General features: G+C 64.9%; 19 protein-coding genes. 11 read left to right on the top strand and 8 right to left on the bottom strand.

What is annotated here, in order from left to right; all coding sequences use genetic code 11:
• The first annotated feature begins 8 nt into the window (after positions 1-8).
• The 9 genes from ctaD (at position 9) to VVT58_RS11580 (ending at position 7,708) form a co-directional block, all read left to right on the top strand.
• Positions 9-1,676 (top strand): cytochrome c oxidase subunit I, encoded by a 1,668-nt coding sequence (gene ctaD, locus VVT58_RS11620; RefSeq protein ID WP_066553993.1) that lies wholly within the window; start codon positions 9-11, stop codon positions 1,674-1,676.
• Positions 1,677-1,793: 117 nt separating this feature from the next.
• Positions 1,794-2,714, top strand: coding sequence for a heme o synthase (locus VVT58_RS11615; protein ID WP_066553995.1), 921 nt, complete (start codon positions 1,794-1,796; stop codon positions 2,712-2,714).
• On the top strand, positions 2,711-2,842 hold the full coding sequence (locus VVT58_RS11610; protein ID WP_254911587.1) for a hypothetical protein: 132 nt from the start codon (positions 2,711-2,713) through the stop codon (positions 2,840-2,842). The genes VVT58_RS11615 and VVT58_RS11610 overlap by 4 nt, the downstream gene beginning before the upstream one ends.
• The gene (locus tag VVT58_RS11605; protein ID WP_327753115.1) at positions 2,842-3,417 is read left to right on the top strand and encodes a cytochrome c oxidase assembly protein; all 576 of its coding nucleotides are present in this window, start codon (positions 2,842-2,844) and stop codon (positions 3,415-3,417) included. Before VVT58_RS11610 ends, VVT58_RS11605 begins: the two co-directional genes overlap by 1 nt.
• Before the next feature lie 36 nt (positions 3,418-3,453).
• Positions 3,454-4,284, top strand: a complete 831-nt coding sequence (locus VVT58_RS11600) for a cytochrome c oxidase subunit 3 (protein WP_327753114.1) — start codon at positions 3,454-3,456, stop codon at positions 4,282-4,284.
• 72 nt (positions 4,285-4,356) lie between these two features.
• Positions 4,357-4,767, top strand: a complete 411-nt coding sequence (locus VVT58_RS11595; RefSeq protein WP_327753113.1) for a DUF983 domain-containing protein — start codon at positions 4,357-4,359, stop codon at positions 4,765-4,767.
• Positions 4,764-5,390 carry an SURF1 family protein gene (locus VVT58_RS11590; RefSeq protein WP_327753112.1) on the top strand — a complete coding sequence of 209 codons (627 nt, stop codon included), beginning with the start codon at positions 4,764-4,766 and terminating at the stop codon, positions 5,388-5,390. The genes VVT58_RS11595 and VVT58_RS11590 overlap by 4 nt, the downstream gene beginning before the upstream one ends.
• 44 nt (positions 5,391-5,434) lie before the next feature.
• Positions 5,435-6,835 carry a threonine synthase gene (gene thrC, locus VVT58_RS11585; protein WP_327753111.1) on the top strand — a complete coding sequence of 467 codons (1,401 nt, stop codon included), beginning with the start codon at positions 5,435-5,437 and terminating at the stop codon, positions 6,833-6,835.
• A 3-nt stretch (positions 6,836-6,838) separates the two neighbouring features.
• Positions 6,839-7,708 (top strand): class I SAM-dependent methyltransferase, encoded by an 870-nt coding sequence (locus VVT58_RS11580; RefSeq protein ID WP_327753110.1) that lies wholly within the window; start codon positions 6,839-6,841, stop codon positions 7,706-7,708.
• Positions 7,709-7,914: 206 nt separating this feature from the next.
• On the opposite strand, the gene VVT58_RS11575 is transcribed toward VVT58_RS11580, so the two are convergent.
• The 6 genes from VVT58_RS11575 to VVT58_RS11550 form a co-directional block, all read right to left on the bottom strand.
• Positions 7,915-8,424, bottom strand: coding sequence for a beta-carotene hydroxylase (locus VVT58_RS11575; protein WP_327753109.1), 510 nt, complete (start codon positions 8,422-8,424; stop codon positions 7,915-7,917).
• Between the two features lie 104 nt (positions 8,425-8,528).
• Positions 8,529-9,302, bottom strand: a complete 774-nt coding sequence (locus VVT58_RS11570; protein ID WP_327753108.1) for a TorF family putative porin — start codon at positions 9,300-9,302, stop codon at positions 8,529-8,531.
• Between the two features lie 256 nt (positions 9,303-9,558).
• Positions 9,559-10,815 carry a mechanosensitive ion channel domain-containing protein gene (locus tag VVT58_RS11565; RefSeq protein WP_327753107.1) on the bottom strand — a complete coding sequence of 419 codons (1,257 nt, stop codon included), beginning with the start codon at positions 10,813-10,815 and terminating at the stop codon, positions 9,559-9,561.
• The gene (gene metC / locus VVT58_RS11560) at positions 10,812-12,017 is read right to left on the bottom strand and encodes a cystathionine beta-lyase (RefSeq protein ID WP_327753106.1); all 1,206 of its coding nucleotides are present in this window, start codon (positions 12,015-12,017) and stop codon (positions 10,812-10,814) included. The genes VVT58_RS11565 and metC overlap by 4 nt, the downstream gene beginning before the upstream one ends.
• Positions 12,014-12,859: a 3-mercaptopyruvate sulfurtransferase gene (gene sseA, locus VVT58_RS11555; protein ID WP_327753105.1), complete on the bottom strand. Its 846-nt coding sequence runs from the start codon at positions 12,857-12,859 to the stop codon at positions 12,014-12,016. The genes metC and sseA overlap by 4 nt, the downstream gene beginning before the upstream one ends.
• Positions 12,860-12,928: 69 nt before the next feature.
• Complete coding sequence (locus VVT58_RS11550; protein ID WP_327753104.1) at positions 12,929-14,113, bottom strand: hypothetical protein; 1,185 nt, start codon at positions 14,111-14,113, stop codon at positions 12,929-12,931.
• 115 nt (positions 14,114-14,228) lie between these two features.
• Here VVT58_RS11550 and queF point away from each other — a divergent pair, with 115 nt between their 5' ends.
• Both queF and VVT58_RS11540 read left to right on the top strand, forming a co-directional pair.
• Positions 14,229-14,687 (top strand): preQ(1) synthase, encoded by a 459-nt coding sequence (gene queF / locus VVT58_RS11545; protein ID WP_066554028.1) that lies wholly within the window; start codon positions 14,229-14,231, stop codon positions 14,685-14,687.
• Positions 14,688-14,899: 212 nt separating this feature from the next.
• Complete coding sequence (locus VVT58_RS11540; RefSeq protein WP_327753103.1) at positions 14,900-17,545, top strand: M1 family metallopeptidase; 2,646 nt, start codon at positions 14,900-14,902, stop codon at positions 17,543-17,545.
• A gap of 46 nt (positions 17,546-17,591) precedes the next feature.
• On the opposite strand, the gene VVT58_RS11535 is transcribed toward VVT58_RS11540, so the two are convergent.
• Both VVT58_RS11535 and VVT58_RS11530 read right to left on the bottom strand, forming a co-directional pair.
• The gene (locus VVT58_RS11535) at positions 17,592-18,911 is read right to left on the bottom strand and encodes an acetyl-CoA hydrolase/transferase C-terminal domain-containing protein (protein ID WP_327753102.1); all 1,320 of its coding nucleotides are present in this window, start codon (positions 18,909-18,911) and stop codon (positions 17,592-17,594) included.
• Between the two features lie 116 nt (positions 18,912-19,027).
• Entirely contained in the window at positions 19,028-20,101 is a 1,074-nt protein-coding gene (locus VVT58_RS11530) for a phytase (protein WP_327753101.1), read from the bottom strand.
• Positions 20,102-20,269: the final 168 nt, after the last annotated feature.

The following is a 20,269-nucleotide window of genomic DNA, read 5'->3' as shown; positions in this document are numbered from 1 at the left end:
TAGACGCCATGACCACCATTACCGCAGATCATCACGGCGATCATGTGCATGAGCATCATGACGCCGACCACAAGCCGGCCTTCTTCCAGCGTTGGTTCATGTCGACCAACCACAAGGATATCGGCACCCTCTATCTGATCTTCGCGATCGTCGCCGGCATCATCGGCGGCGCGATCTCGGGCCTGATGCGCGCGGAACTCGCCGCGCCGGGCATCCAGTATCTCCAGGCCTGGGCGCAGTATAGCGACGGGCCGAGCGCCACGCTGGATCAGGCCTATCACCTCTGGAACGTGCTGATCACCGCCCACGGCCTCATCATGGTCTTCTTCATGGTGATGCCCGCGATGATCGGCGGCTTTGGCAACTGGTTCGTGCCGATCATGATCGGCGCGCCGGACATGGCCTTCCCGCGGATGAACAATATCAGCTTCTGGCTGCTCATCCCGGCTTTCGCCCTGCTGCTCGGATCGACCTTCGTGCCCGGCGGCACCGGCAACGGCGCGGGCACCGGCTGGACGGTCTATGCGCCGCTCTCGACCAGTGGGTCGGCGGGTCCGGCGGTCGACATGGCGATCCTCTCGCTTCACATCGCGGGCGCCAGCTCGATCCTGGGTGCGGTCAACTTCATTACCACCATCCTCAACATGCGTGCGCCGGGCATGACCCTGCACAAGATGCCGTTGTTCGTCTGGTCGGTGCTGGTCACTGCCTTCCTGCTGCTGCTCGCGCTGCCGGTTCTGGCCGCCGCGATCACCATGCTGCTGACCGACCGCAATTTCGGCACGACCTTCTATGATGCCGCCGGCGGTGGCGATCCGGAGCTGTACCAGCATCTCTTCTGGTTCTTCGGCCACCCCGAAGTGTACATCATGATTTTGCCGGGCTTCGGCATCATCAGCCAGATCGTCTCGACCTTCAGCCGTAAGCCCGTCTTCGGTTATCTCGGCATGGCATACGCCATGGTCGCGATCGGCGTCGTCGGTTTCGTCGTCTGGGCGCACCACATGTTCACCACCGGCATGTCGGTGAATGTGAAGATGTACTTCACCGCCGCAACGATGGTGATCGCGGTGCCCACCGGCATCAAGATCTTCTCCTGGATCGCGACGATTTGGGGCGGTTCGATCAGCTACAAGACCCCGATGGTCTGGGCGCTGGGCTTCATCTTCCTGTTCACCGTGGGCGGCGTCACCGGCGTGGTGCTGGCCAATGGCGGCGTCGACGACGTGCTGCACGACACCTATTATGTGGTGGCGCACTTCCACTATGTGCTGTCGCTGGGCGCGGTGTTCGGCCTGTTCGCGGGCTTCTACTACTGGTTCCCGAAAATGTCGGGCCGGATGTACAATGAATTCCTCGGCCATCTGCACTTCTGGGTGTTCTTCGTCGGCGTGAACATGCTGTTCTTCCCGATGCACTTCCTGGGCCTGTCGGGCATGCCGCGCCGCTATCCCGACTATCCGGAGGCCTTTGCCTATTGGAACAAGGTCGCGAGCCACGGCTATGAGATCATGGCGGTTGGCATGCTGATCTTCTTCGTCAACCTTGTCTGGTCGCTGGTCGCCGGCAAGAAGGCGGAAGGCAATCCCTGGGGCGAAGGCGCCACCACGCTCGAATGGACGCTGCCGAGCCCGCCGCCTTTCCACCAGTTCGAAACGTTGCCGGTCATCGACTGATCGCGACGACGGGCGTTCCGGTTTGCCGGAACGCCGGGATTGGCGTAAAGGCCGCCAATTCCTGGAAACAGGGCGATCCCGGCGCGGTCATCGTGCCGGGTGCCGCATGAGGAGACTATGGCAAGTACGCCGATCATGTCCGAAGGTTCGGCTTCCGTGATTCCCGCGCATTGGCGGGACTTCGTCGCGCTGACGAAGCCCAGGGTGATGACGCTGGTCGTCTTTACCGGGCTTTGCGGTCTGCTCGCGGCGCCAGGTCACATCCATCCGGTTCTGGCCTTCACGGCGATTCTCTGCATCGCGCTCGGTGCAGGCGCGGCGGCCACGCTCAACCAATGGTATGAGGCGGACATCGACGCGAAGATGAAACGCACGGCCAACCGTCCGCTGCCTGCGGGCCGGATGGACCGGCAGTCCGCGCTGCATTTCGGCGTCGGGCTATCCTTCTTCTCCGTGCTGCTCATGGGCATTGCGACCAACTGGCTGGCCGCGGCCGTGCTGGCTGTGTCGATCCTATTCTACGTCTTCGTCTACACCATCTGGCTCAAACCCCGGACCGCGCAGAATATCGTGATCGGCGGCGCGGCAGGCGCGTTTCCGCCGGTGATCGGCTGGGCGGCGGTGACGGGTGACATCAGCGCCTTGCCGGTCGCCCTGTTCATGCTGATCTTCTTTTGGACGCCGCCGCATTTCTGGGCGCTCGCCCTGTTCGTGAAGACGGATTATGCCGCAGCAGGCATTCCCATGCTGCCGGTCGTCTCCGGCGAAGTGGTGACGCGCCGCCAGATCTGGTTCTACACCGCGATCATGGCGGTGGCGGCGATGGCGCCGGTGCTGATGCATTTGACCGGGCCGATTTACGGAACAACCGCTCTGCTGGGCACCGCACTCTTCGTGATCATGGCCTTTCAGATCCTCCGCCGGCGCGAGAGCGACCCCGCGCGCATGGCGCCGGAAAGACGGCTGTTCAAATATTCGATCCTCTATCTCTTTCTGCTCTTTGGCGCGGTAGTCGTCGACCGGTGGGTGTTCGCATGACTCCAGAAGAAGACAGGCAGGTCCGCGCCCGGCAGAAATCCCGCGCCATCGTGACGGGGCTGCTATTGGGTGCTCTAGTCATCCTCTTTTACGCGATCACCATCGCCAAAATCGGTGGGGGGCATTGATGGCGAGCCTTCCCCCTTCACCCTTCGACCGGGATCGCCGCAATCGTCGGACGATGATCGCCATGGCGGGCGTGGGCTTTGCCATGCTGGGTCTCGGCTTCGCCTCGGTGCCGCTCTATCGCATGTTCTGCGAGCGAACCGGCTTTGGCGGCACCACGCAGCGCGCCGCTGCTGACGTCCAGGTCAGTGAGGCGGTGGGGCACCGCATATCGATTCGCTTCGATTCCAACGTGACCCCCGGCATGCCATGGCAGTTTTATCCCGAACGCCGCACCCAGACAGTGACGATCGGTGCGCGCAACATGGCGATCTTCGTTGCGAAGAACATGTCGGACAAGCCGGTCACCGGCAGCGCCAGCTTCAACGTCACGCCTTTGCAGGCGGGCGTTTATTTCACTAAGATCCAGTGCTTCTGCTTCAGCCAGCAAACGCTTCAGCCGGGACAGCAGGTGCGCATGCCTGTCATCTATTATGTCGATCCGAAGATATTGACGGATGCCGACAATAAGGACACGCAGGAAATCACGCTCAGCTACACCTTCTATCCTGTTGAGCAGGATAAAAAGCCAAGCTAAGGCTCAATTATAACGCGAACGGGGATGAGAAACGTCATGGCAGGCGCCAAGAACCACGATTATCATATTCTTCCGCCCAGCATCTGGCCCTTTTTCGGCTCCATGTCGGCGCTGGTCATGGCTTTCGGCGCGATCATGTGGATGCATCCCGATGCGATGCCGGCCGGTGGCGGCTGGGTTTTCCTGATCGGCGTCATGGGCGTGCTGTTCACCATGTATAGTTGGTGGGCCAATGTCATTGCAGAGGCCCATGCCGGCGATCACACGCCGGTGGTTCAACTCCACCTGCGCTACGGCATGATCCTGTTCATCGCTTCGGAAGTCATGTTCTTCGTGGGCTGGTTCTGGTCCTTCTTCGACTTCTCGCTCTTCCCCAGCCAGTTGGCGCCGATCGAGGGCATGTTCCCCTCCAAGGGCATCGAGGTGATGAACGCCTTCGAACTGCCGCTGCTCAACACGCTGATCCTGCTCTGCTCTGGCACGACCGTCACCTGGGCGCATCATGCGCTGATCCATGGCGACCGCGAAGGGTTGAAGAGGGGGCTGACGCTCACCGTCATCTTGGGCGTGCTCTTCTCGTCCATCCAGGCCTATGAATATGCCCATGCGCCGTTCCCGTTCGGCGGCAGCCCCTATAGCTCGGCCTTCTACATGGCGACCGGCTTCCATGGCTTCCACGTTCTTATCGGCACCATATTCCTGCTGGTGAACCTGATCCGCGCGCATAAGGGCGATTTCACCCCGCGCCAGCATTTCGGCTTCGAGGCTGCCGCCTGGTACTGGCATTTCGTCGACGTGGTGTGGCTGTTCCTCTTCGTCGCCATCTATGTCTGGGGCGGCTGGGGCGCGCCGGTCCACGGCGGTTGATCCTTCCGCTGATGATTTCGCGAATGACGGCCGGACCTGTTCCGGCCGTTTTCTTTTTGAGGAGCGGGCATTATGCCTGACGCCATGCCATCGCCTGAGCCTCAATCCCCCACGCCGCAGCCCTTGCTGGCCGCTGCGGCCATGGGCGCTTGTCCGCAATGCGGAGCGCAGACCCTGTTTGGGGGGCCGGTCCGTTTTGCGGCATCCTGTCGCTCCTGCGGGCTGGACTATGGCCAGTTCAATGTCGGGGACGGTCCTGCGGCGTTCCTGACCCTGATCATCGGCGCCCTCATGGTGGCGATGGCGTTGATATTGGAATTGAAGGTCCACCCTCCGCTCTGGCTGCACATCTTGCTTTGGACGCCGTTGACCGTGGCCGCAGTGATCGGGAGCCTGCGGGTGGCCAAGGGCGCGTTGCTGATTCTGGAATATCGCAACAAGGCGCGGGAGGGGCGCTTGACCGCGCCGGATCGCGACGCATGAGCCGCCGCCTGCCTCTCCTCCCGACGCTGATCGTCGCAGCGGCAGTGCTGGTGATGATCGGCCTTGGCGTCTGGCAATTGCAGCGCCGGGCCGAAAAGGATGCGATGCTCGATCTGGTCGCCTCCAATCCGGCCAAGCCGCCGGTCGCCTTTCCCGCTTATCCGCCGGTGCCATCCGAACTGTTGTTCCGTCGGTCGTCCACCCATTGCCTTCGCGTGGTCCGCTGGCACAGCGAAGCGGGGCGCGCAGCCGATGGCTCGGTCGGCTACCGCTATATTGCCGAATGCGCGACCGGCGCGGAGGGTCCCGGCGTGCTGGTGGCGGCGGGCGTGGCCAGGACGCCGGACGCGAAGCCCCAATGGCGCGGCGGCCAGATGCGCGGGTGGATAGGGGAAGAGCCCGATCATCGCTCGCTCCTGTCGCGGATCAGCGGCAGGGCAATGCCCCTGCGGCCGATGCTGATCGCGGGAGAGGCCGTGCCGGGCTTCAAGCCGCTCGCGCCGCCCACGGCCGCGGACGTGCCCAACAACCATCTGGCCTATGCCGTGCAGTGGTTTTTCTTCGCCGCAATCGCGGTGGTCATCTACCTGCTCGCCCTGCGCAAACGGACGGCGCTGCCTTAAAAGCTTGCCCGAAGGCGCGTCCAGCGCTACCGGGCTACCCCATCATGCAATATGTGAGCACCAGGGGGAGCGCGCCCGCGCTCGGGTTCGAGGATGTGACGCTGGCTGGGCTGGCGTCCGATGGCGGACTCTATCTGCCGGAAAGCTGGCCTGGCTTTTCCGCAGAGGATATTCGCGCGCTTGCGGGCCTGTCCTATGTCGAAACGGCCGTGCGGGTCATGGCGCCCTTCGTCGCCGGGTCGCTCAGCGAGGAGGAACTGCGCGAGCTGTGCACCGCCGCCTATGGCCGGTTCAGCCATGATGCGGTGACGCCGCTGGTGCAGCTCGACCACCGGCATTGGCTGCTGGAGCTGTTCCACGGGCCGACGCTGGCGTTCAAGGACGTCGCGCTGCAACTGCTCGGCCAGTTGTTCGAGCGCTTCCTGTCCCGCCGCGAGGATCACCTGACCATCGTCGGCGCGACCTCCGGCGATACCGGGTCGGCGGCGATCGATGCCGTCGCGGGTCGTGAGAAGATCGACATCTTCATGCTGCATCCCGAAGGCCGCGTGTCCGACGTCCAGCGCCGCCAGATGACCACGGTGCTGGCGCCCAATGTCTATAATATCGCCATCGACGGCAGCTTCGACGACGCGCAGGCGCTGGTGAAGGCGATGTTCAACGATGCGGCCTTCGCCCGCCGCTTCAACCTGTCGGCGGTGAACAGCATCAACTGGGCGCGGCTGATGGCGCAGGTCGTCTATTATTTCTACGCCGCCGTCCGCCTGGGCGCGCCGGAGCGGGCGATCGCCTTTTCCGTGCCCACCGGCAATTTCGGTGATGTGTTCGCGGGCTATGTCGCGGCGAAGATGGGGCTGCCGGTCGCGAAGCTGATGGTGGCGACCAACGTCAACGACATCCTCCATCGCGCACTGTCCGAAGGCGATTACAGCCAGGGTCAGGTCGTGGCGACCGCAACGCCCAGCATGGACATCCAGGTCAGCTCCAATTTCGAGCGGCTGCTGTTCGATGCGGGCGGGCGCGACGGCAAGGCGCTGGCGGAACAGATGAAGGGTTTCGAGGCGAGCAAGGCGATGCGCCTCACCAATGCGCAGCGCGACGGCGCGTCGGCGCTCTTCACTTCCGCCCGGGTCGATGCCGACAGCATGACCATGGCGATGCGCTGGGCCTATGACGCGGCGGGGCAGGTGATCGATCCGCACAGCGCGGTCGGGCTGGCGGCGGCGCGGGCGATCGATCTCGATCCGGCGGTGCCGGTGGTCACGCTGGCGACGGCGCATGCGGCCAAGTTCCCCACGGCGGTCGAGCGCGCCACGGGCATCCGTCCTTCGCTGCCCTCGCGCGTGGGCGACCTGTTCGCGCGGGAAGAGGCCTATGCCAAGCTGCCCGGCACCTTCGACGCGGTCACCGCCTATGTCGCGGAGCGGGCGACGCCGAGGAGCTGAGGCTTGGACCTTCAGACCCTCATTGGCGAGCCTTGGTCCGACTATGGCCTGATCGATTCGGGCCATGGGCGAAAGCTGGAGCGCTATGGCCGCTTCCGCTTCATCCGGCCCGAGCCGCAGGCCATGTGGGCGCCGGCGCAGGACGACTGGAAGGCGGACGGCGAATTCATTCCCGGTTCCGACGAGGAAGGCGGCGGCCGCTGGTTCTATGAGCGGCCCGTGCCGGCCGAGGGCTGGCCGCTGCACTGGAACGAGGTGACGTTCCAGTCGAGTTGCACGCCCTTCCGCCATCTGGGTTTCTTTCCCGACATGGCGCCGGTCTGGGACTGGATGCGCGGCAAGATCGCCGGGAAAGATCAGGCTCAGGTCATGAACCTGTTCGGCTATACCGGCGTCGGCACGCTGGCGATGGTGGCGGGGGGCGCGCAGATGGTGCATGTCGACGCCTCCAAGAAGTCGGTGGCGCAGGCGCGGGCCAATGCGGCGCTATCGGGGCTGGAGGACCGGCCGGTACGCTGGATCGTCGATGACGCGGCCAAGTTCGTGGCGCGGGAAGTGCGACGCGGGCGGCGCTATGACGGCATATTGCTCGATCCGCCCAAATATGGGCGCGGGCCGGATGGCGAGGTCTGGCGGCTGGAAGAAGATCTGCCGGGGCTCATCGCCAATTGCCGGCAGTTGCTGGATGGGGACAGCCGGTTTCTGTTCCTGACGGTTTATGCGGTCCGGATGTCGGCGCTGGCGATTGGGGAATTGTTGAGCCAAGCCTTTGCCGATCTGCCCGGCGCGGTGGAAGCGGGTGAACTGGCGGTGCGTGAGGAAGCCCGCGGGCTGATGCTGCCGACCGCGATCTGGGCGCGATGGAGCCGCTGAGCTTTTCAGGGCTGTCCGGTTGCTGAAATAGGGTGGCCGCTTTTGGCCATTTTCCGTCATTAAGCGCATCCGTGTTCCTGCGAAGGCAGGAACCCAGTCCCGCCGTTTGTAGATCATCGCAGCGCGGGAACTAGGCTCCTGCCTTCGCAGGAGCACGATGCGTTCCAAGGAAACGGCGCAAGTAGACCGCCCCCTATCCATCCCCCTCAACCCTCCAAACCACCCTTGGCCACTCGCAGGCCAGCCTTGCCGTTCGCGGCGAGTTCGCGCTTCAACTCTTCCGGGCGGGGCGCCACGAGGAAGCCGAAGCTGACACAGCCCTGCTTGCTCTCGACCGCATGATGCAGGCGGTGGGCCTGGACGATCCGCTTCATATAGGCAGAGCGAGGGACATAGCGGTGCGCGACACGGCGGTGGACGATGATGTCATGGAAGCCGAGATAGATGGCGCCATAGGCCGCGACGCCTGCGCCGACCACCGTCGCCCAATCGCCCCAATGCCACTGCACGCCGCCCAGCAGCAGCAGGATCGAGGGCATGGCGAAGATCACGAAATAAAGGTCGTTCGCCTCCCACCGGCCGGGACGCGCCCGGTGATGGCTGGCATGCAGGAACCAGCCCGGCCCATGCATCACCCAGCGGTGCATGACATAGGCGAAGCCCTCCATCGCGGCGACCGTGGCGAGGAAGATCAGGGCGAGCAGCAGGGCGTTCATGTGGCCACTATAGGGCGAGGCCCGCGCTCAGGCGACCCGCAAAGGGCAAGAAAAAGGCCGCGATCCATTGGATCGCGGCCCCCTTCGTGACTTTTGTCAGGTGATCAGAAGGACGCGGTGATCGAACCGACCACACCGGCCTTGCTGATGTTGCGGCCGCTGGGGCTGTAGAGCGACTTGTCGGTGTCGACATAGGACACGCCGAAGGTCAGGTGGCTCCAGGTGTAGGTCGCGCCGACGTTCCAGTCGGTATATTCCTTGCCGATGGTCAGGTAGCTGGGACCGAAGCTGTGGCCAAGGTGCGCCGACACGCCCAGCGGGGTGTTCGGGATGCTGGCCGACAGGTCACCGGCGACGTACAGATTGTCTTCCTTGGGGCCGCCGCCAGGAATCTGGCTGCCAAGGCCGATCGCGGCCTGCTTTGGCGCATAGGCAGCGCTCAGCTTGGCGGTTGCCGGGCCGAAGGTACCCTTGACTGAGGCATAGGGTTCGAAAAAGTCGGAATTGATACCGCCGGTACCGGGATAATAGTAGTACAGCACACCTGCGTCGAAGGTGGCCGCACCGACCGTCTTCGAATAGCCAGCGATCAGATCGAGTTCCTGGTCGCCGCCATTGTAGACATAATCATCGATCGAAGAACCCCAAACCGAGACATAGAAGCCCGATGCATGGGTAACGGTGATGCCGCCCTGCAGCGCGAAGCGCTTGTCGGTCTGCGAAATGCCGCGGAAGCGATAGTCGGTGACGACAGCCGCATTGCCGGTGACGGTCAGTTCCGGAGTGGGCTCGTCCTGGGCGAAGGCCGGTGCCGACACGGCGGCAGCCAGAGCGCATGCAAGAATGGGGGCCGAGAGGCCGAGAATGGACTTACGCATATGGTTTCCCCTTGGTCGTTATCTGCGATCGTCCCGCCTGCGTCATGGTCCCAAGTCTCTATCGCCCTGCACGGGATGGACCGGGTTGCCTCAACGGATTGAGGAAATGCCTTTCCCCGTTGCGGCGCACAAGATTTTATTGCCGTTACGTGTCGTTTGCTTCTTCAATGTTGCTGGCCTGCAACAAAATCAGGCATGATTATGGCGCTGCGCGGCGTTTCGCGCGCTTTCCGCCATAATTGTCGCGGGCGAGCGGTTATCGCAGCGGCGTGACATCGCGCGGCGCGTGGATGACGCGCTGCGGATAGGGGATGGTGATGCCATGCTCGCGGAACAGCAGCCACAGCCGGCCCAACACATCGGACTTCACATTGCCGACGCCGCTTTCCGGGTCGCTGATCCACACCAATATGTCATGTTCGACGCGGTTTTCGCCAAAGGCGGTGAGCCAGACATTGGGCTTGGGACTGCGCAGCACGCGGGGGCTTTCCTGCGCGGCGCGCAGCATCAGTTCCTGCGCAAGCTTGAGGTCGCTGTCATAGCCGATGCCGACGGGGATGCGGACGCGGACGTTGCGGTCGGAATAGGACCAGTTCTCCACCTCCTGCGTCATCAGATTCTCGTTCGGGATCAGATGTTCCTTGCCGTCGCGGGTGATGACGCTGACGGCGCGCACGCCGATCTTGTTCACCCAGCCGAAGCTGTCGCCCACCACGATGACGTCGCCCGGCTTGATCGAACGGTCCATCAGCAGGATGATCCCGGCGATGAGGTTGCCGAAGGTCTTTTGCAGGCCGAAGCCGACCGCCAGCCCCAGCGCGCCGGAAAAGACCGCGAAGGCGGTAAGGTCGATGCCGAGCAGGTCGACGCCGATGAAGAAGGCGGCGACCACCACGACGATGGCGGCCAGTTTCTGGGCCAGCAGCTTCTGCGTGGCGTCCAGGCCATGGGCGCGGGTGATGCTGCGCCCGACGATGCGGTTGGTCAGGCGCACCAGGGCGAAGAGCGCGACGCAGATGGCGGCCATGCTGACCAGGCCGAGCAGGGTGACGCGCCGCTTGCCGAGGTCGAGGCCGACGCCGTCGAGCATGTCGGCCACCGGGGCGAAGCCGCCGCTGCTGCCCGAAAGGACCATGACGAAGAGCAGCAGGGCGATGGGCAGGACGGCGAGGCGCGCTATGGCGAGGCTGCGCAGAATATGCACGGCAAGCAGCGAAAGCGACAGGGCAAGCGCCGCGCCCAGGATGAGATGCGCGAAATCCCCGATCGGCCAGAAGGCGACGGCGACCGCGATCATGGCGGCAGCGATGATATGGTGCAGGATCGGCCGCAAATGCCCCGCCAGCGCTTCGCCCAAGCCACGGAAGCGGCGGCGCAACCGCGGCGAGGCGAAGCGGGCGAGCGCGCCAGCGACCAGATAGAGGGCGACGGCCAGCGCCAGCGCGATCAGGGGATGGACGATGGCGGGATCGCCGGGCAGCCGGGACAGCAGCTCGGGCAGGCCCGGCGTCATCCGCGCGCGGCCCGGAAACGGGCGAGGCCCGCGTCGAGATCAGCGATCAGGTCGTCGGGGTCTTCCAGGCCGATTTGCAGGCGGACGGCGGGGCCTTCGGCTTGCCAGACGGTGGCCGTGCGGTAGCGGGCCGGGTCGACCGGGAGTGCGAGGCTTTCAAAGCCGCCCCAGCTGTAGCCGATGCCGAAATGGGCGAGGCCGTCGATCAGGGCGGCGCGGGATTGTTCGTTGCCGCCCTTGAGGACGAAGCTGAACAGCCCGCTGGAGCCGGTGAAGTCACGTCGCCACAGGTCGTGGCCGGGGCAGGAGGGCAGGGCGGGGTGGAGCACACGGGCGACGTCGGGCTGCTTAGACAGCCATTGCGCGATGCGCAGCGCGCTCGCCTGATGCTGGTTCAGGCGGACGCCCAATGTGCGCAGGCCGCGCGCGGCGAGCCAGGCATCGTCGGGGCTGGCCATCTGGCCGAACAGATAGGCGGCCTGACGGATTTTCGGGAAGAAGGCCGGGCTGGCCGTCACCGATCCCATCATCACATCGCTATGGCCGACAATATATTTGGTGCAGGCGAGGATGCTGATGTCGACGCCATGGGCCAGGGCGGGGAAGAAATAGGGCGTGGCCCAGGTGTTGTCGATCAGGGTCGCGATGCCCTTTTCCCGCGCTATGGCGGCGATGGCGGGCACGTCCTGCACCTCGAAGGTCAGGCTGCCGGGGCTTTCCAGGAAGATGGCGCGGGTGGTTTCCGTGATCAGGTCCGCAACGCCGCTGCCGACGGTCGGATCGTAATAGACCGTTTCTATGCCGAGCGGACGCAGCATCTGTTCGCAGAAATTGCGGGTCGGGTCATAGGCGCTGTCGACCATCAGCAACTGGTCGCCGGGCTTCAGCACCGCCATCAGCGCGCAGGCGATGGCCGCGACGCCCGAAGGATAGAGCATCGTGCCTTCGGCGCCCGGCTCCATTTCGGTAAGGGCGTCGGCCAGGCTCCATGACGTCGGCGTGCCCTTGCGGCCGTAGAACAGGCGTTCGTGCGTGCTGCGTCCCGCCGCGCTGCGCAGATGCGCGACATCGTCATAGAGGATGGTCGATGCGCGCCAGACCGGCGGATTGACGATGCCGCCGGGCTGGCCGGGCATGCCGGTCCATTCGGGCTTGCGGCCCGCCTGCGCCAGTTGGGTGAGAGGCTTGCGATCCTTGCTCATGCGGCCCCTGTCGCTTTCGGCGTGGCAGGGTCCAGGCCCCATTCGGACCAGCTTCCATCATAGAGGGTGACGTCGGTCTTGCCGAGCAGTTCCAGCCCAGAGAGGATGATCGCTGCCGTCACGCCGCTGCCGCAGCTCGTGATGATCGGGCGCGCAAAATCCGTGCCCGCGTCGAGGAAGAGGCGACGAAGCTCCTCGCCCTGTTTCATGCTGTTGTCGGCATTGTAGAAGGCGGAAGAGGGGATGTTGCGGCTGTGCGGGATATGGCCCGACGCCATGCCGGGCCGGGGCTCCTTTTCCTCGCCGGTGAAGCGCGGCGCGCCCCTGGCGTCGAGCACCTGTTCGGACTGGGTTTCGAGATTGGCCAGAAGGTCTTCCTTGGTGCGCACCTGGCCGGGGGCGCGGCGGGCGATGGCATTGCCGCGTGGCGGGGTGGGAATGCCGCTTTCCGTGGGGCGTCCTTCGGCCAGCCATTTGACGAGGCCGCCGTCGAGAATCGCGGCGCTCTTGCCCAGCCCGAAGAGGCGCATCATCCACCAGCCGCGCGCGGCGCTGTGGGTGGGGCTGTTGTCATAGACGATGATGCGGCTGTCGGCGTCTATGCCAAGCTGCCGGCAACGCTCGGTCATGAAGGCGTCGGTGGGCAGCATGCCGGGGCGCGGATCGTTCGGATCGGCCAGCGTCGGCAGGTCGAGAAAGGTCGCGCCGGGGATATGGGCGGCTTCGAACTCGGCCCTCGGGTCGCGGGGGGTGCCGGGGAGGAAAAGGCTGGCATCGACGATTCTAAGGTCGGGTTTGCCCAGCTCGTTCGCCAGCCAGTCGGTGGATACCAATATGTTCATGCGGCCTTTTCCTCTGTGCTTGCGTCCTTTTTAGGATCGGCAGGCGAAGGTGGGAAGGGCCGATCGACCTTAGCTGGCGAGGGAAAGCGCGGTCGCGCGGCTGCCGGGGGTGCGATATTGGCGCGGGCCAAGGTCCAGGCGGAAGGGCGAGAGGCGCTCGACCGGTGGCGATTGTTCCTCGCCCACGATGAAGGCGCGGCCGGTGCGGCCGATTCCTTCGCTGCCGCCCGTCCAGCGATATTGCGCATCAAAGGCGATCAGCGGGATCAAAAGGGCGCGCTGGCCCATCTGGATCGCGGCGATTTCCTGGGCGTTGAGCCGCATCTCTCCGGTCAGCCTCTGCGTCTCGCCCGGCGCGATCGAAACGATGGAATGGACGGGAAGCCCGGTTTCGCCTGCAAAAAACTGCTGGAACAGCGCCTGTTGCTGCGCGTCGGCATTCGCGATCAGGCTGCGGACGAGAATGTCCTCCGCTGTTTGCGTGCCCCGGTTGTGGAGCGTCAGCATGTAGCCGATCGTTGCGCCCATGAGTGTCAGGCGGGCGGCCTGCACGTCCATGGCGAGGTCAAGCCAGGGGCGGTCGGTGGCGGCGGGCGCGGGTTCGGGCTTGGCCGGGGCTGGAGGAGGGACGGGAGCCGCCTTGGGCTGCGCGGGCCGGGGCGCTGGCGGCGGGGGGGCTGGTTCGGGTTCGTAATAGGCTTCCTCGACCTCTTCCGGCTTTCGGCGGCGCAGCCAGAGGAAGGCGCCGATCAGCAGGGCGACACCGGCCGGGGCGGCGATCCAGGGCCAGTTGGCGGCGGGCTCTTCCGCAGGCGCTAGCGGAGCCACTTGTGGTGCAGGAGTTGCGCCATTGTCGGCAGGCGGGAAGGCTTGGTTCTCGACCGCCGGGGGTGCCGATGGGGGTTCGCCGGGAGCGGCGCTCTCGGGCGGCGTTTGGCTTTGAGGCGCCGGTCGAGGGGCGCGCCGGGGTTCGGCCGGGCGGCGTTGCTGCGGCTGCTGGGGCGCAGGCTGCGGCGTGGGAATGACGACTGGCGGCACCTGGATCGTCGGGGCGACGACCGGAGGCGGCGTCACCGTCGCGGGCGCGCCGCGAAAGACGTCGAGTTCCGGGCCTTGCCGGTTGGGATTGGTCGTTTGCGGCTGCGTCGTGCGCGGCAGGTTGAAAACCGGATCGGCGGCGTTTTCCTGCTGGGCGAGGGCGGACGTGGCCAGCATCAGCGGCGTGGCGAACAGAAGCGAGAAACGGAACCCCATGGGTCGCAGCCAAGGCATAAGCCCCAGTGAACCCGCCATGAACGAAAGGCAAGAGAGGAGACCAGAGGTTGCTGGGCGATGACATATGCCGTGCAATCGCGTAGATGGCCTGCCCATGACTGACATGCCGACTCCGCTCCATCTGGGCCAGACCAGTGCCCTGCCCGCACGTCCCGAAGACGCCGTGCTGGACTATGTGCCCAATCCCAGGCCGGGCAAGCCCTATCTGGTGCGCTTCACCGCGCCCGAATTCACCTCGCTCTGCCCGGTGACGGGGCAGCCGGATTTCGCGCATCTGGTGATCGACTATGCGCCCGCCGCGACCATCGTCGAATCGAAATCGCTGAAGCTGTTCCTGGGGGCGTTCCGCAACCATGCCGCTTTCCATGAGGATTGCACCGTGGGAATCGGGGAGCGGCTGTTCGTGGAGATGAATCCGCTCTGGCTGCGCATCGGCGGCTATTGGTATCCGCGTGGCGGGATTCCGATCGACGTGTTCTGGCAGTCGGGGGAGCCGCCCGCCGGGCTTTGGCTGCCTTCGCAGGATGTGCCGGGCTATCGCGGGCGGGGCTAAGTTCGCCCGAAGAGAATCGTGCTCCTGCCTTCGCAGGAGCACGGGATATTTGCGGCCCGGCCTGTTGTTTGACAAACGGACAACAACATTCGACCAACGACATCGGCGGCGGGACGCCCGGCTTGACCGACAGGCCGAAACAGCCGATCCCCCTGTCATCATGGCGCGCGCCCTTCGCCGCGCCGTTCCAACGTGTCGGAGTTGCGAACCTCATGTCCTTTTCGAAGATTCTTCCGCTGATGCTGGCGGCTGCGCCCCTTGCCATGGCGGTGCCGGCCTTGGCGCAGACGGCGCCTGCCGGCCCCGCTGCCGGCGTCACCACCCAATTGCCGCGTGGCGCCGCGCCCAGCCATTATGCGATTCAGGTCACGCCCGATGCGGCGAACCTCAAATTCACCGGCAAGGTGACGATCGACATCACCGTGGCGCAGGCCATGCCCGCGCTGGTGCTGAACGCCGCCGATCTGACGGTGAGCGGCGTCACGCTCACTCCCGCAAAGGGCAAGGCGGTGAAGGGAACCGCCAAGGTCGACGCCGATGCGCAGACCGTGACCTTCGATTTCGGCAAGCCGGTCCAGCCTGGCAGCTACAAGCTCGCCATCGATTATACGGGCACCATCAACACCCAGGCGAACGGCCTGTTCGCGCTCGACTATACCGACAATGACGGCAAGGCGAAGCGCGCGCTCTTCACCCAGTTCGAGGCGCCCGATGCCCGCCGTTTCGTGCCGAGCTTCGATGAACCGAGCTACAAGGCGACCTTCGACCTCTCCGCCGTCATCCCCGCCGACCAGCTTGCGGTCAGCAACATGCCGGTCAAGAGCAGCACCGATGCGGCCGGCGGCAAGAAGCTGGTCACTTTCGGCACCAGCCCCAAAATGTCCTCCTATCTGCTGTTCTTCGGCCTGGGCGAGCTGGAGCGCGCCACAAAACAAGCAGGCGCGACCGAAGTTGGCGTGATCACCGGCAAGGGCAATACGGGCAAGGCGCAACTGGCGCTCGACGCGTCGGCGGCGATCCTGCCTTATTATAACGACTATTTCGGCGTGCCCTTCCCGCTGCCCAAGCTGGATAACGTCGCCGGACCGGGCCAGAGCCAGTTCTTCTCCGCCATGGAGAATTGGGGCGCGATCTTCACCTTCGAACGCGCACTGCTGGTCGATCCGCGCTTTACCTCCGAAAGCACGCGTCGGGTGATCTACTCCATCGTCGCGCATGAAATGGCGCACCAGTGGTTTGGCGACCTCGTCACCATGGCCTGGTGGGACGATCTCTGGCTGAACGAAGGTTTTGCAAGCTGGATGGCCACCAAGGTCACCGACAAGCTCAACCCGGAATGGGAAATGCTGCTGTCCCGCGTCAATGGCCGCGAGCGCGCGATGAGCCTCGATTCGCTGGTGACGACCCATCCGATCCTCCAGAAGATCCATACCGTCGATGAGGTGAACCAGGCCTTTGACGACATCACCTATGAAAAGGGTGAGGCGGTCATCACCATGCTGGAGGGCTTTGCCGGGGAGGAGGCGTGGCGCTCGGGCATCCGCGCCTATATGAAGCAGCATGCCTATGGGAACACCGTGACCGACGATCTTTGGAAGGCGGTCGAGGGCGCGGGCGCCAAGGGCGTGGTCGGCATCGCGCATGACTTCACCAGCCAGCCGGGCATTCCGCTGGTGAAGGTGGACTCGGCCCAATGCCAGGGCGGTTCGACCCTGCTGTCGTTGAGCCAAGGCGAGTTCAGCCGCGATCGCAAGGACAAGACGCCGCTGCGCTGGAATGTGCCGGTCATGGCGCAGACCATCGGCGGGACGCAGCAGCAACTGATCCTCAATGGCAGCGCGCAGGTCACGCTGCCCGGTTGCGGCGCCTATGTGATCAATGCGGGGCAGACGGGCTATTATCGCTCGCTCTATCCGGAAGCGAACGTCAAGGCATTGGCGAAGGACTTCACCAAGCTCGCCTCCATGGATCAGATCGGCCTGTTGGCGGATAATTTCCAGTTGGGGTTGGGCGGCTACCAGCCCATGGGTCTGGCGCTCGACCTGATCGACGCGGTGCCCGTCAATGCCAGCCCGGCCGTGCTGGCCGAGGTGCCGGGCTATCTCGACAGCGCGCATAGCATGCTGGAGAGCGACAAGGCGGCGCAGGCGCGGGTCACGGCCTATGCCTCGAAGAAGCTGAGCCCGGTGCTGGCGACCGTCGGCTTCGACGCGCAGCCGGGTGAAAATCCGCAGGTGCCGGTGCTGCGTTCGGCTTTGGTGTCGACGCTGGGCGGCATGGGCGACAAGGCCGTGGTGGCCGAGGCGAACAAGCGCTTTGCCGCGCTGGCCGGCAATCCGGCGGCGCTGGATGGGCCGCTGCGCAACGTCTGGCTGCGGATCATCGCGGAAAATGCCGATGCCGCGACCTGGGAGAAGCTGCGTGGCCTCGCCAATGGGGCGAAGACGGACCTTGAAAAGAGCACGACCTTCGCGCTGTTGGGCGTCGCGAAGGATGAGGCGCTGGCGGCCAAGGCGCTCGACCTCGCCATGACCGACGAGCCGGGCAAGACCACCAGCGCGGCGATCATCTCCGCCGTGGGCGGGGAGCATTCGATGCTGGCGGTCGACTATGTGCTGGCGCATCGCCAGCAATATGAGGCGATGATCGACGTGTCGGCGCGGTCCCAGGCGATCGCGCGGCTGGGCGGCAACTCCGCCGATCCGGTGATGGTGACGAAGCTGGATGGCTATGCGAGCCAGTATCTGACGCCGGAATCGCGCAAGGTGGTGGATCGCTCCATCGCCGCGATCAAGACGCGGATCGAGACGCGGGCACGGCTGAAGCCCGCGCTGCTGGCCTGGTTCGCCAAGAAGTGAGATTGGGGGCGGTGGAGCGATCTACCGCCCTTCTTCTTGGAGCGCGCTACAGCAACCGCCGCTCAAACGCGCCCCGTTCCAGCTCTTCCCGGAAATCGGGATGAGCAATCCCGATCAGTGCGCGGGCGCGTTCCGATAGCGTCTTGCCCTTCATGTCGACCCAGCCATATTCGGTGACGACGATATGCGTATCGGTGCGCGGCGTCGTCACCGGCCCAGCGAGCCAGGGCACGATCCGCGAAACCGTCCCCTTGGCCGCAGTCGAGTGGCAGGCGATGATCGACCGGCCGCCCTTCGACGCATAGGCGCCGCGCACGAAATCGAGCTGGCCGCCAGTGCCGCTATATTGGCGCCCATTCATATATTCGGAATTGCAGGCGCCGCTCAGGTCGACCTGAATGGTGGCGTTGACCGAAATCACCCGGTCGTTTTGCGCGATGATGTGCGGTGCGTTCACATGCTCGACCGGATGCGCCGCCAGTGCCGGATTATCATGCAGGAAGTCGTAAAGCCCCTGGTCGCCCATGGCGAAGGTGAAGACCGAGCGGCCCGGATGGATGCTTTTCCGGCTGTTGTCGACCACGCCCGCCTTGATCAGGCTGACGAGGCCGGGGGTGAGCAGTTCGGTGTGGATGCCGAGCTGCCGATGATTCATCAGCGCGGCGCAGACCGCGTCCGGCACGGCGCCGATGCCCATTTGCAGGCAGGCGCCGTCCCCCACCATCTCCGCGATGATGGCGCCGATCGCTTCGTCATTGGCGGTGCGCGGCAGCGGCGGGATCTGCACCAGCGGGGCGTGGTTCTCGACGATCGCCGTGACTGCCGAGAGCGGGATTTTGCAGTCGCCATGGACATAGGGCATGGCGGGATTGACCTCGACGATCAGCCGGGCGCCGCTGCGTGCGACCATCAGCGCATAGTCGGTGTTGGTGCCCAGGCTGAAACAGCCGCCGGCGTCCATCGGCGAGACGGTGACGAACAGCGTGTCGACGCGAAGATGTTCGGTCAGGACGCGAGGAATCTGGTGGAACTGGACGGGGAGCGTCTCGACCAGACTGTGCGTGGTGCCGGCGCGCAGGGCGTCCGTGTTGCGTTCGACGCTGCCATGGAAGAGGCTGACATGGCGGATGCGGTCGCTGAGGTCGGGCGAAAGGATCGACTGGCTCGCGTTGGCGCAGGCGAGCATGCAGTAGAGCGTGCCGCCGGTGAGGTCGCCGGAGCGGACGCGGTCGGCCAACGCGTCCATCAGCGCGGGCGGATAGCTGACGGCGAGGCCGACCACCATCTTCGCGCCGTCGGGGACCAGCGCGGCCGCCTGCGCGGCGGTCATGGTCTTGGCGCGGTAATTTTCTGTGATGGGCATCATATTCTCCCCGGACTTTTGGGAGATTGTCGCGCTGTTCACACGAGAGCGCAATGGCGACGAAAGTAGGGGGTGGGCCTTAAAGGCCATCCCCCGACCCCGCCGAAGGGAGGGTGCCTTTAGCGGGCTATGCCGAGCGTCCTGGCGATGTCGTCCCACGCGACCAGCTTGAAATTCTGGGCCGCCGTGGCGTTGTGGCCGTCCTGGGCCACGAAGAGCCCGCCGGGATAGTTCGGCCCGAAATCCCCCAGCATCAGGTCGATGCCGTCGGTTTCCTCCGACCCACCAATGGCGCCGTCGACCACGCGGAATCGACCGGCATAGCGGTCGTCGCTCAGGCGATAGGCGACATAGGCGTTGTCGCCCTGGCTGGAGACGAGAACATAGCCGTCCTTCTCGCCCATGGGCGCGATGGCGACGCCTTCGGCATCCATGACAAGGTTCTTGCCGTCCGCCGCCGCGATCTTCGTCGGCGCGGCCGGGCCGGTCGGTCGGGCATCGAAGCGCCAGAGGCCGACATCCTCCTCCGCCACATAGAGGATGCCGGTGCGGTCATCGACCGCGCAGCCCTCCGACTGGGTGCCGAGCTTCATGGTCCGGACGATCCTGCCGGTCGGCGTGGCGCCCGAGGTTTCGAGGGCGATCTGGTTCACCGTGCCGTCCTTGAGCACGATGAAGGCGTAGGTCGCTTCCGGTGCGCCATAGAGGCAGATGCCATAGGCCTCCCCCTTGCCCGCATCGACCTTGCCGAGCGTCGTCAGCCGGGCGGTGGCGGGGTCGAGGCGGAAGAGGGCGAGCCTGGCATTCGTCACATCATTGCGGTCGCTGGCGACGACGAGGATGCCGTTCCGGCCGTTGATCGTCACATTGTCGCGCAGGTCGACATTGTTGACCCGTCCCGCGTCGAGAAAGTCGCGGGTCTTGCCGTCGAGGCCATAGACATAAAGCCCGGCCTTCTTGTCGGTGCCGACGATCAGGCTTTGCGCCGGGTTGGCGGCGTTGCGCCAGATTGCCGGATCGTCCGCCGCATCGGCATTGGCCGTGCCGACGGGTGCTGTTTCCCCCCGTGCCGTGACGTTCACGGCGGGAGTGGCGTTGGCGATGCGCTGGGCCAAGGGCGGTTCGGTCGCCGTGGTGGCGCAGGCGCCGAGCAGAAGGACGGCGCAAAGCCCGGCAAATGAGCATCTGGTCATGGATTTCCCCCGTTTCGAGATGCTTCCTGGACATGCTCCATGACAGGGATGTGACGGGACAGGCGCAAATATTGGTCCATATGTCACTGATCTGTCACCATAATTTCATCTGGTTGTATTCCTGCCGCCCTAGGTGCCCCGCCAAGCCATTTCGACAGGGCTGTTCCA

The organism is Sphingobium sp. SJ10-10 (assembly GCF_036038995.2).
GTDB lineage: Bacteria > Pseudomonadota > Alphaproteobacteria > Sphingomonadales > Sphingomonadaceae > Sphingobium.
The sequence above is the reverse complement of the archived record's forward strand: the minus strand, read 5'-3'. Positions and strand labels throughout refer to the sequence as shown.

What these genes read in the sequence shown, in the direction of transcription:
- sseA (WP_327753105.1), bottom strand. Translation starts at nt 12,859, where the DNA reads ATGAACATATTGGTATCCACCGACTGGCTGGCGAACGAGCTGGGCAAA.
- VVT58_RS11570 (WP_327753108.1), bottom strand. Translation starts at nt 9,302, where the DNA reads ATGCGTAAGTCCATTCTCGGCCTCTCGGCCCCCATTCTTGCATGCGCT.
- VVT58_RS11610 (WP_254911587.1), top strand. Translation starts at nt 2,711, where the DNA reads ATGACTCCAGAAGAAGACAGGCAGGTCCGCGCCCGGCAGAAATCCCGC.
- thrC (WP_327753111.1), top strand. Translation starts at nt 5,435, where the DNA reads ATGCAATATGTGAGCACCAGGGGGAGCGCGCCCGCGCTCGGGTTCGAG.
- VVT58_RS11595 (WP_327753113.1), top strand. Translation starts at nt 4,357, where the DNA reads ATGCCTGACGCCATGCCATCGCCTGAGCCTCAATCCCCCACGCCGCAG.
- VVT58_RS11540 (WP_327753103.1), top strand. Translation starts at nt 14,900, where the DNA reads ATGTCCTTTTCGAAGATTCTTCCGCTGATGCTGGCGGCTGCGCCCCTT.
- VVT58_RS11615 (WP_066553995.1), top strand. Translation starts at nt 1,794, where the DNA reads ATGGCAAGTACGCCGATCATGTCCGAAGGTTCGGCTTCCGTGATTCCC.
- queF (WP_066554028.1), top strand. Translation starts at nt 14,229, where the DNA reads ATGACTGACATGCCGACTCCGCTCCATCTGGGCCAGACCAGTGCCCTG.
- ctaD (WP_066553993.1), top strand. Translation starts at nt 9, where the DNA reads ATGACCACCATTACCGCAGATCATCACGGCGATCATGTGCATGAGCAT.
- VVT58_RS11565 (WP_327753107.1), bottom strand. Translation starts at nt 10,815, where the DNA reads ATGACGCCGGGCCTGCCCGAGCTGCTGTCCCGGCTGCCCGGCGATCCC.
- VVT58_RS11530 (WP_327753101.1), bottom strand. Translation starts at nt 20,101, where the DNA reads ATGACCAGATGCTCATTTGCCGGGCTTTGCGCCGTCCTTCTGCTCGGC.
- VVT58_RS11550 (WP_327753104.1), bottom strand. Translation starts at nt 14,113, where the DNA reads ATGGGGTTCCGTTTCTCGCTTCTGTTCGCCACGCCGCTGATGCTGGCC.
- VVT58_RS11590 (WP_327753112.1), top strand. Translation starts at nt 4,764, where the DNA reads ATGAGCCGCCGCCTGCCTCTCCTCCCGACGCTGATCGTCGCAGCGGCA.
- VVT58_RS11605 (WP_327753115.1), top strand. Translation starts at nt 2,842, where the DNA reads ATGGCGAGCCTTCCCCCTTCACCCTTCGACCGGGATCGCCGCAATCGT.
- VVT58_RS11535 (WP_327753102.1), bottom strand. Translation starts at nt 18,911, where the DNA reads ATGATGCCCATCACAGAAAATTACCGCGCCAAGACCATGACCGCCGCG.
- VVT58_RS11600 (WP_327753114.1), top strand. Translation starts at nt 3,454, where the DNA reads ATGGCAGGCGCCAAGAACCACGATTATCATATTCTTCCGCCCAGCATC.
- metC (WP_327753106.1), bottom strand. Translation starts at nt 12,017, where the DNA reads ATGAGCAAGGATCGCAAGCCTCTCACCCAACTGGCGCAGGCGGGCCGC.
- VVT58_RS11575 (WP_327753109.1), bottom strand. Translation starts at nt 8,424, where the DNA reads ATGAACGCCCTGCTGCTCGCCCTGATCTTCCTCGCCACGGTCGCCGCG.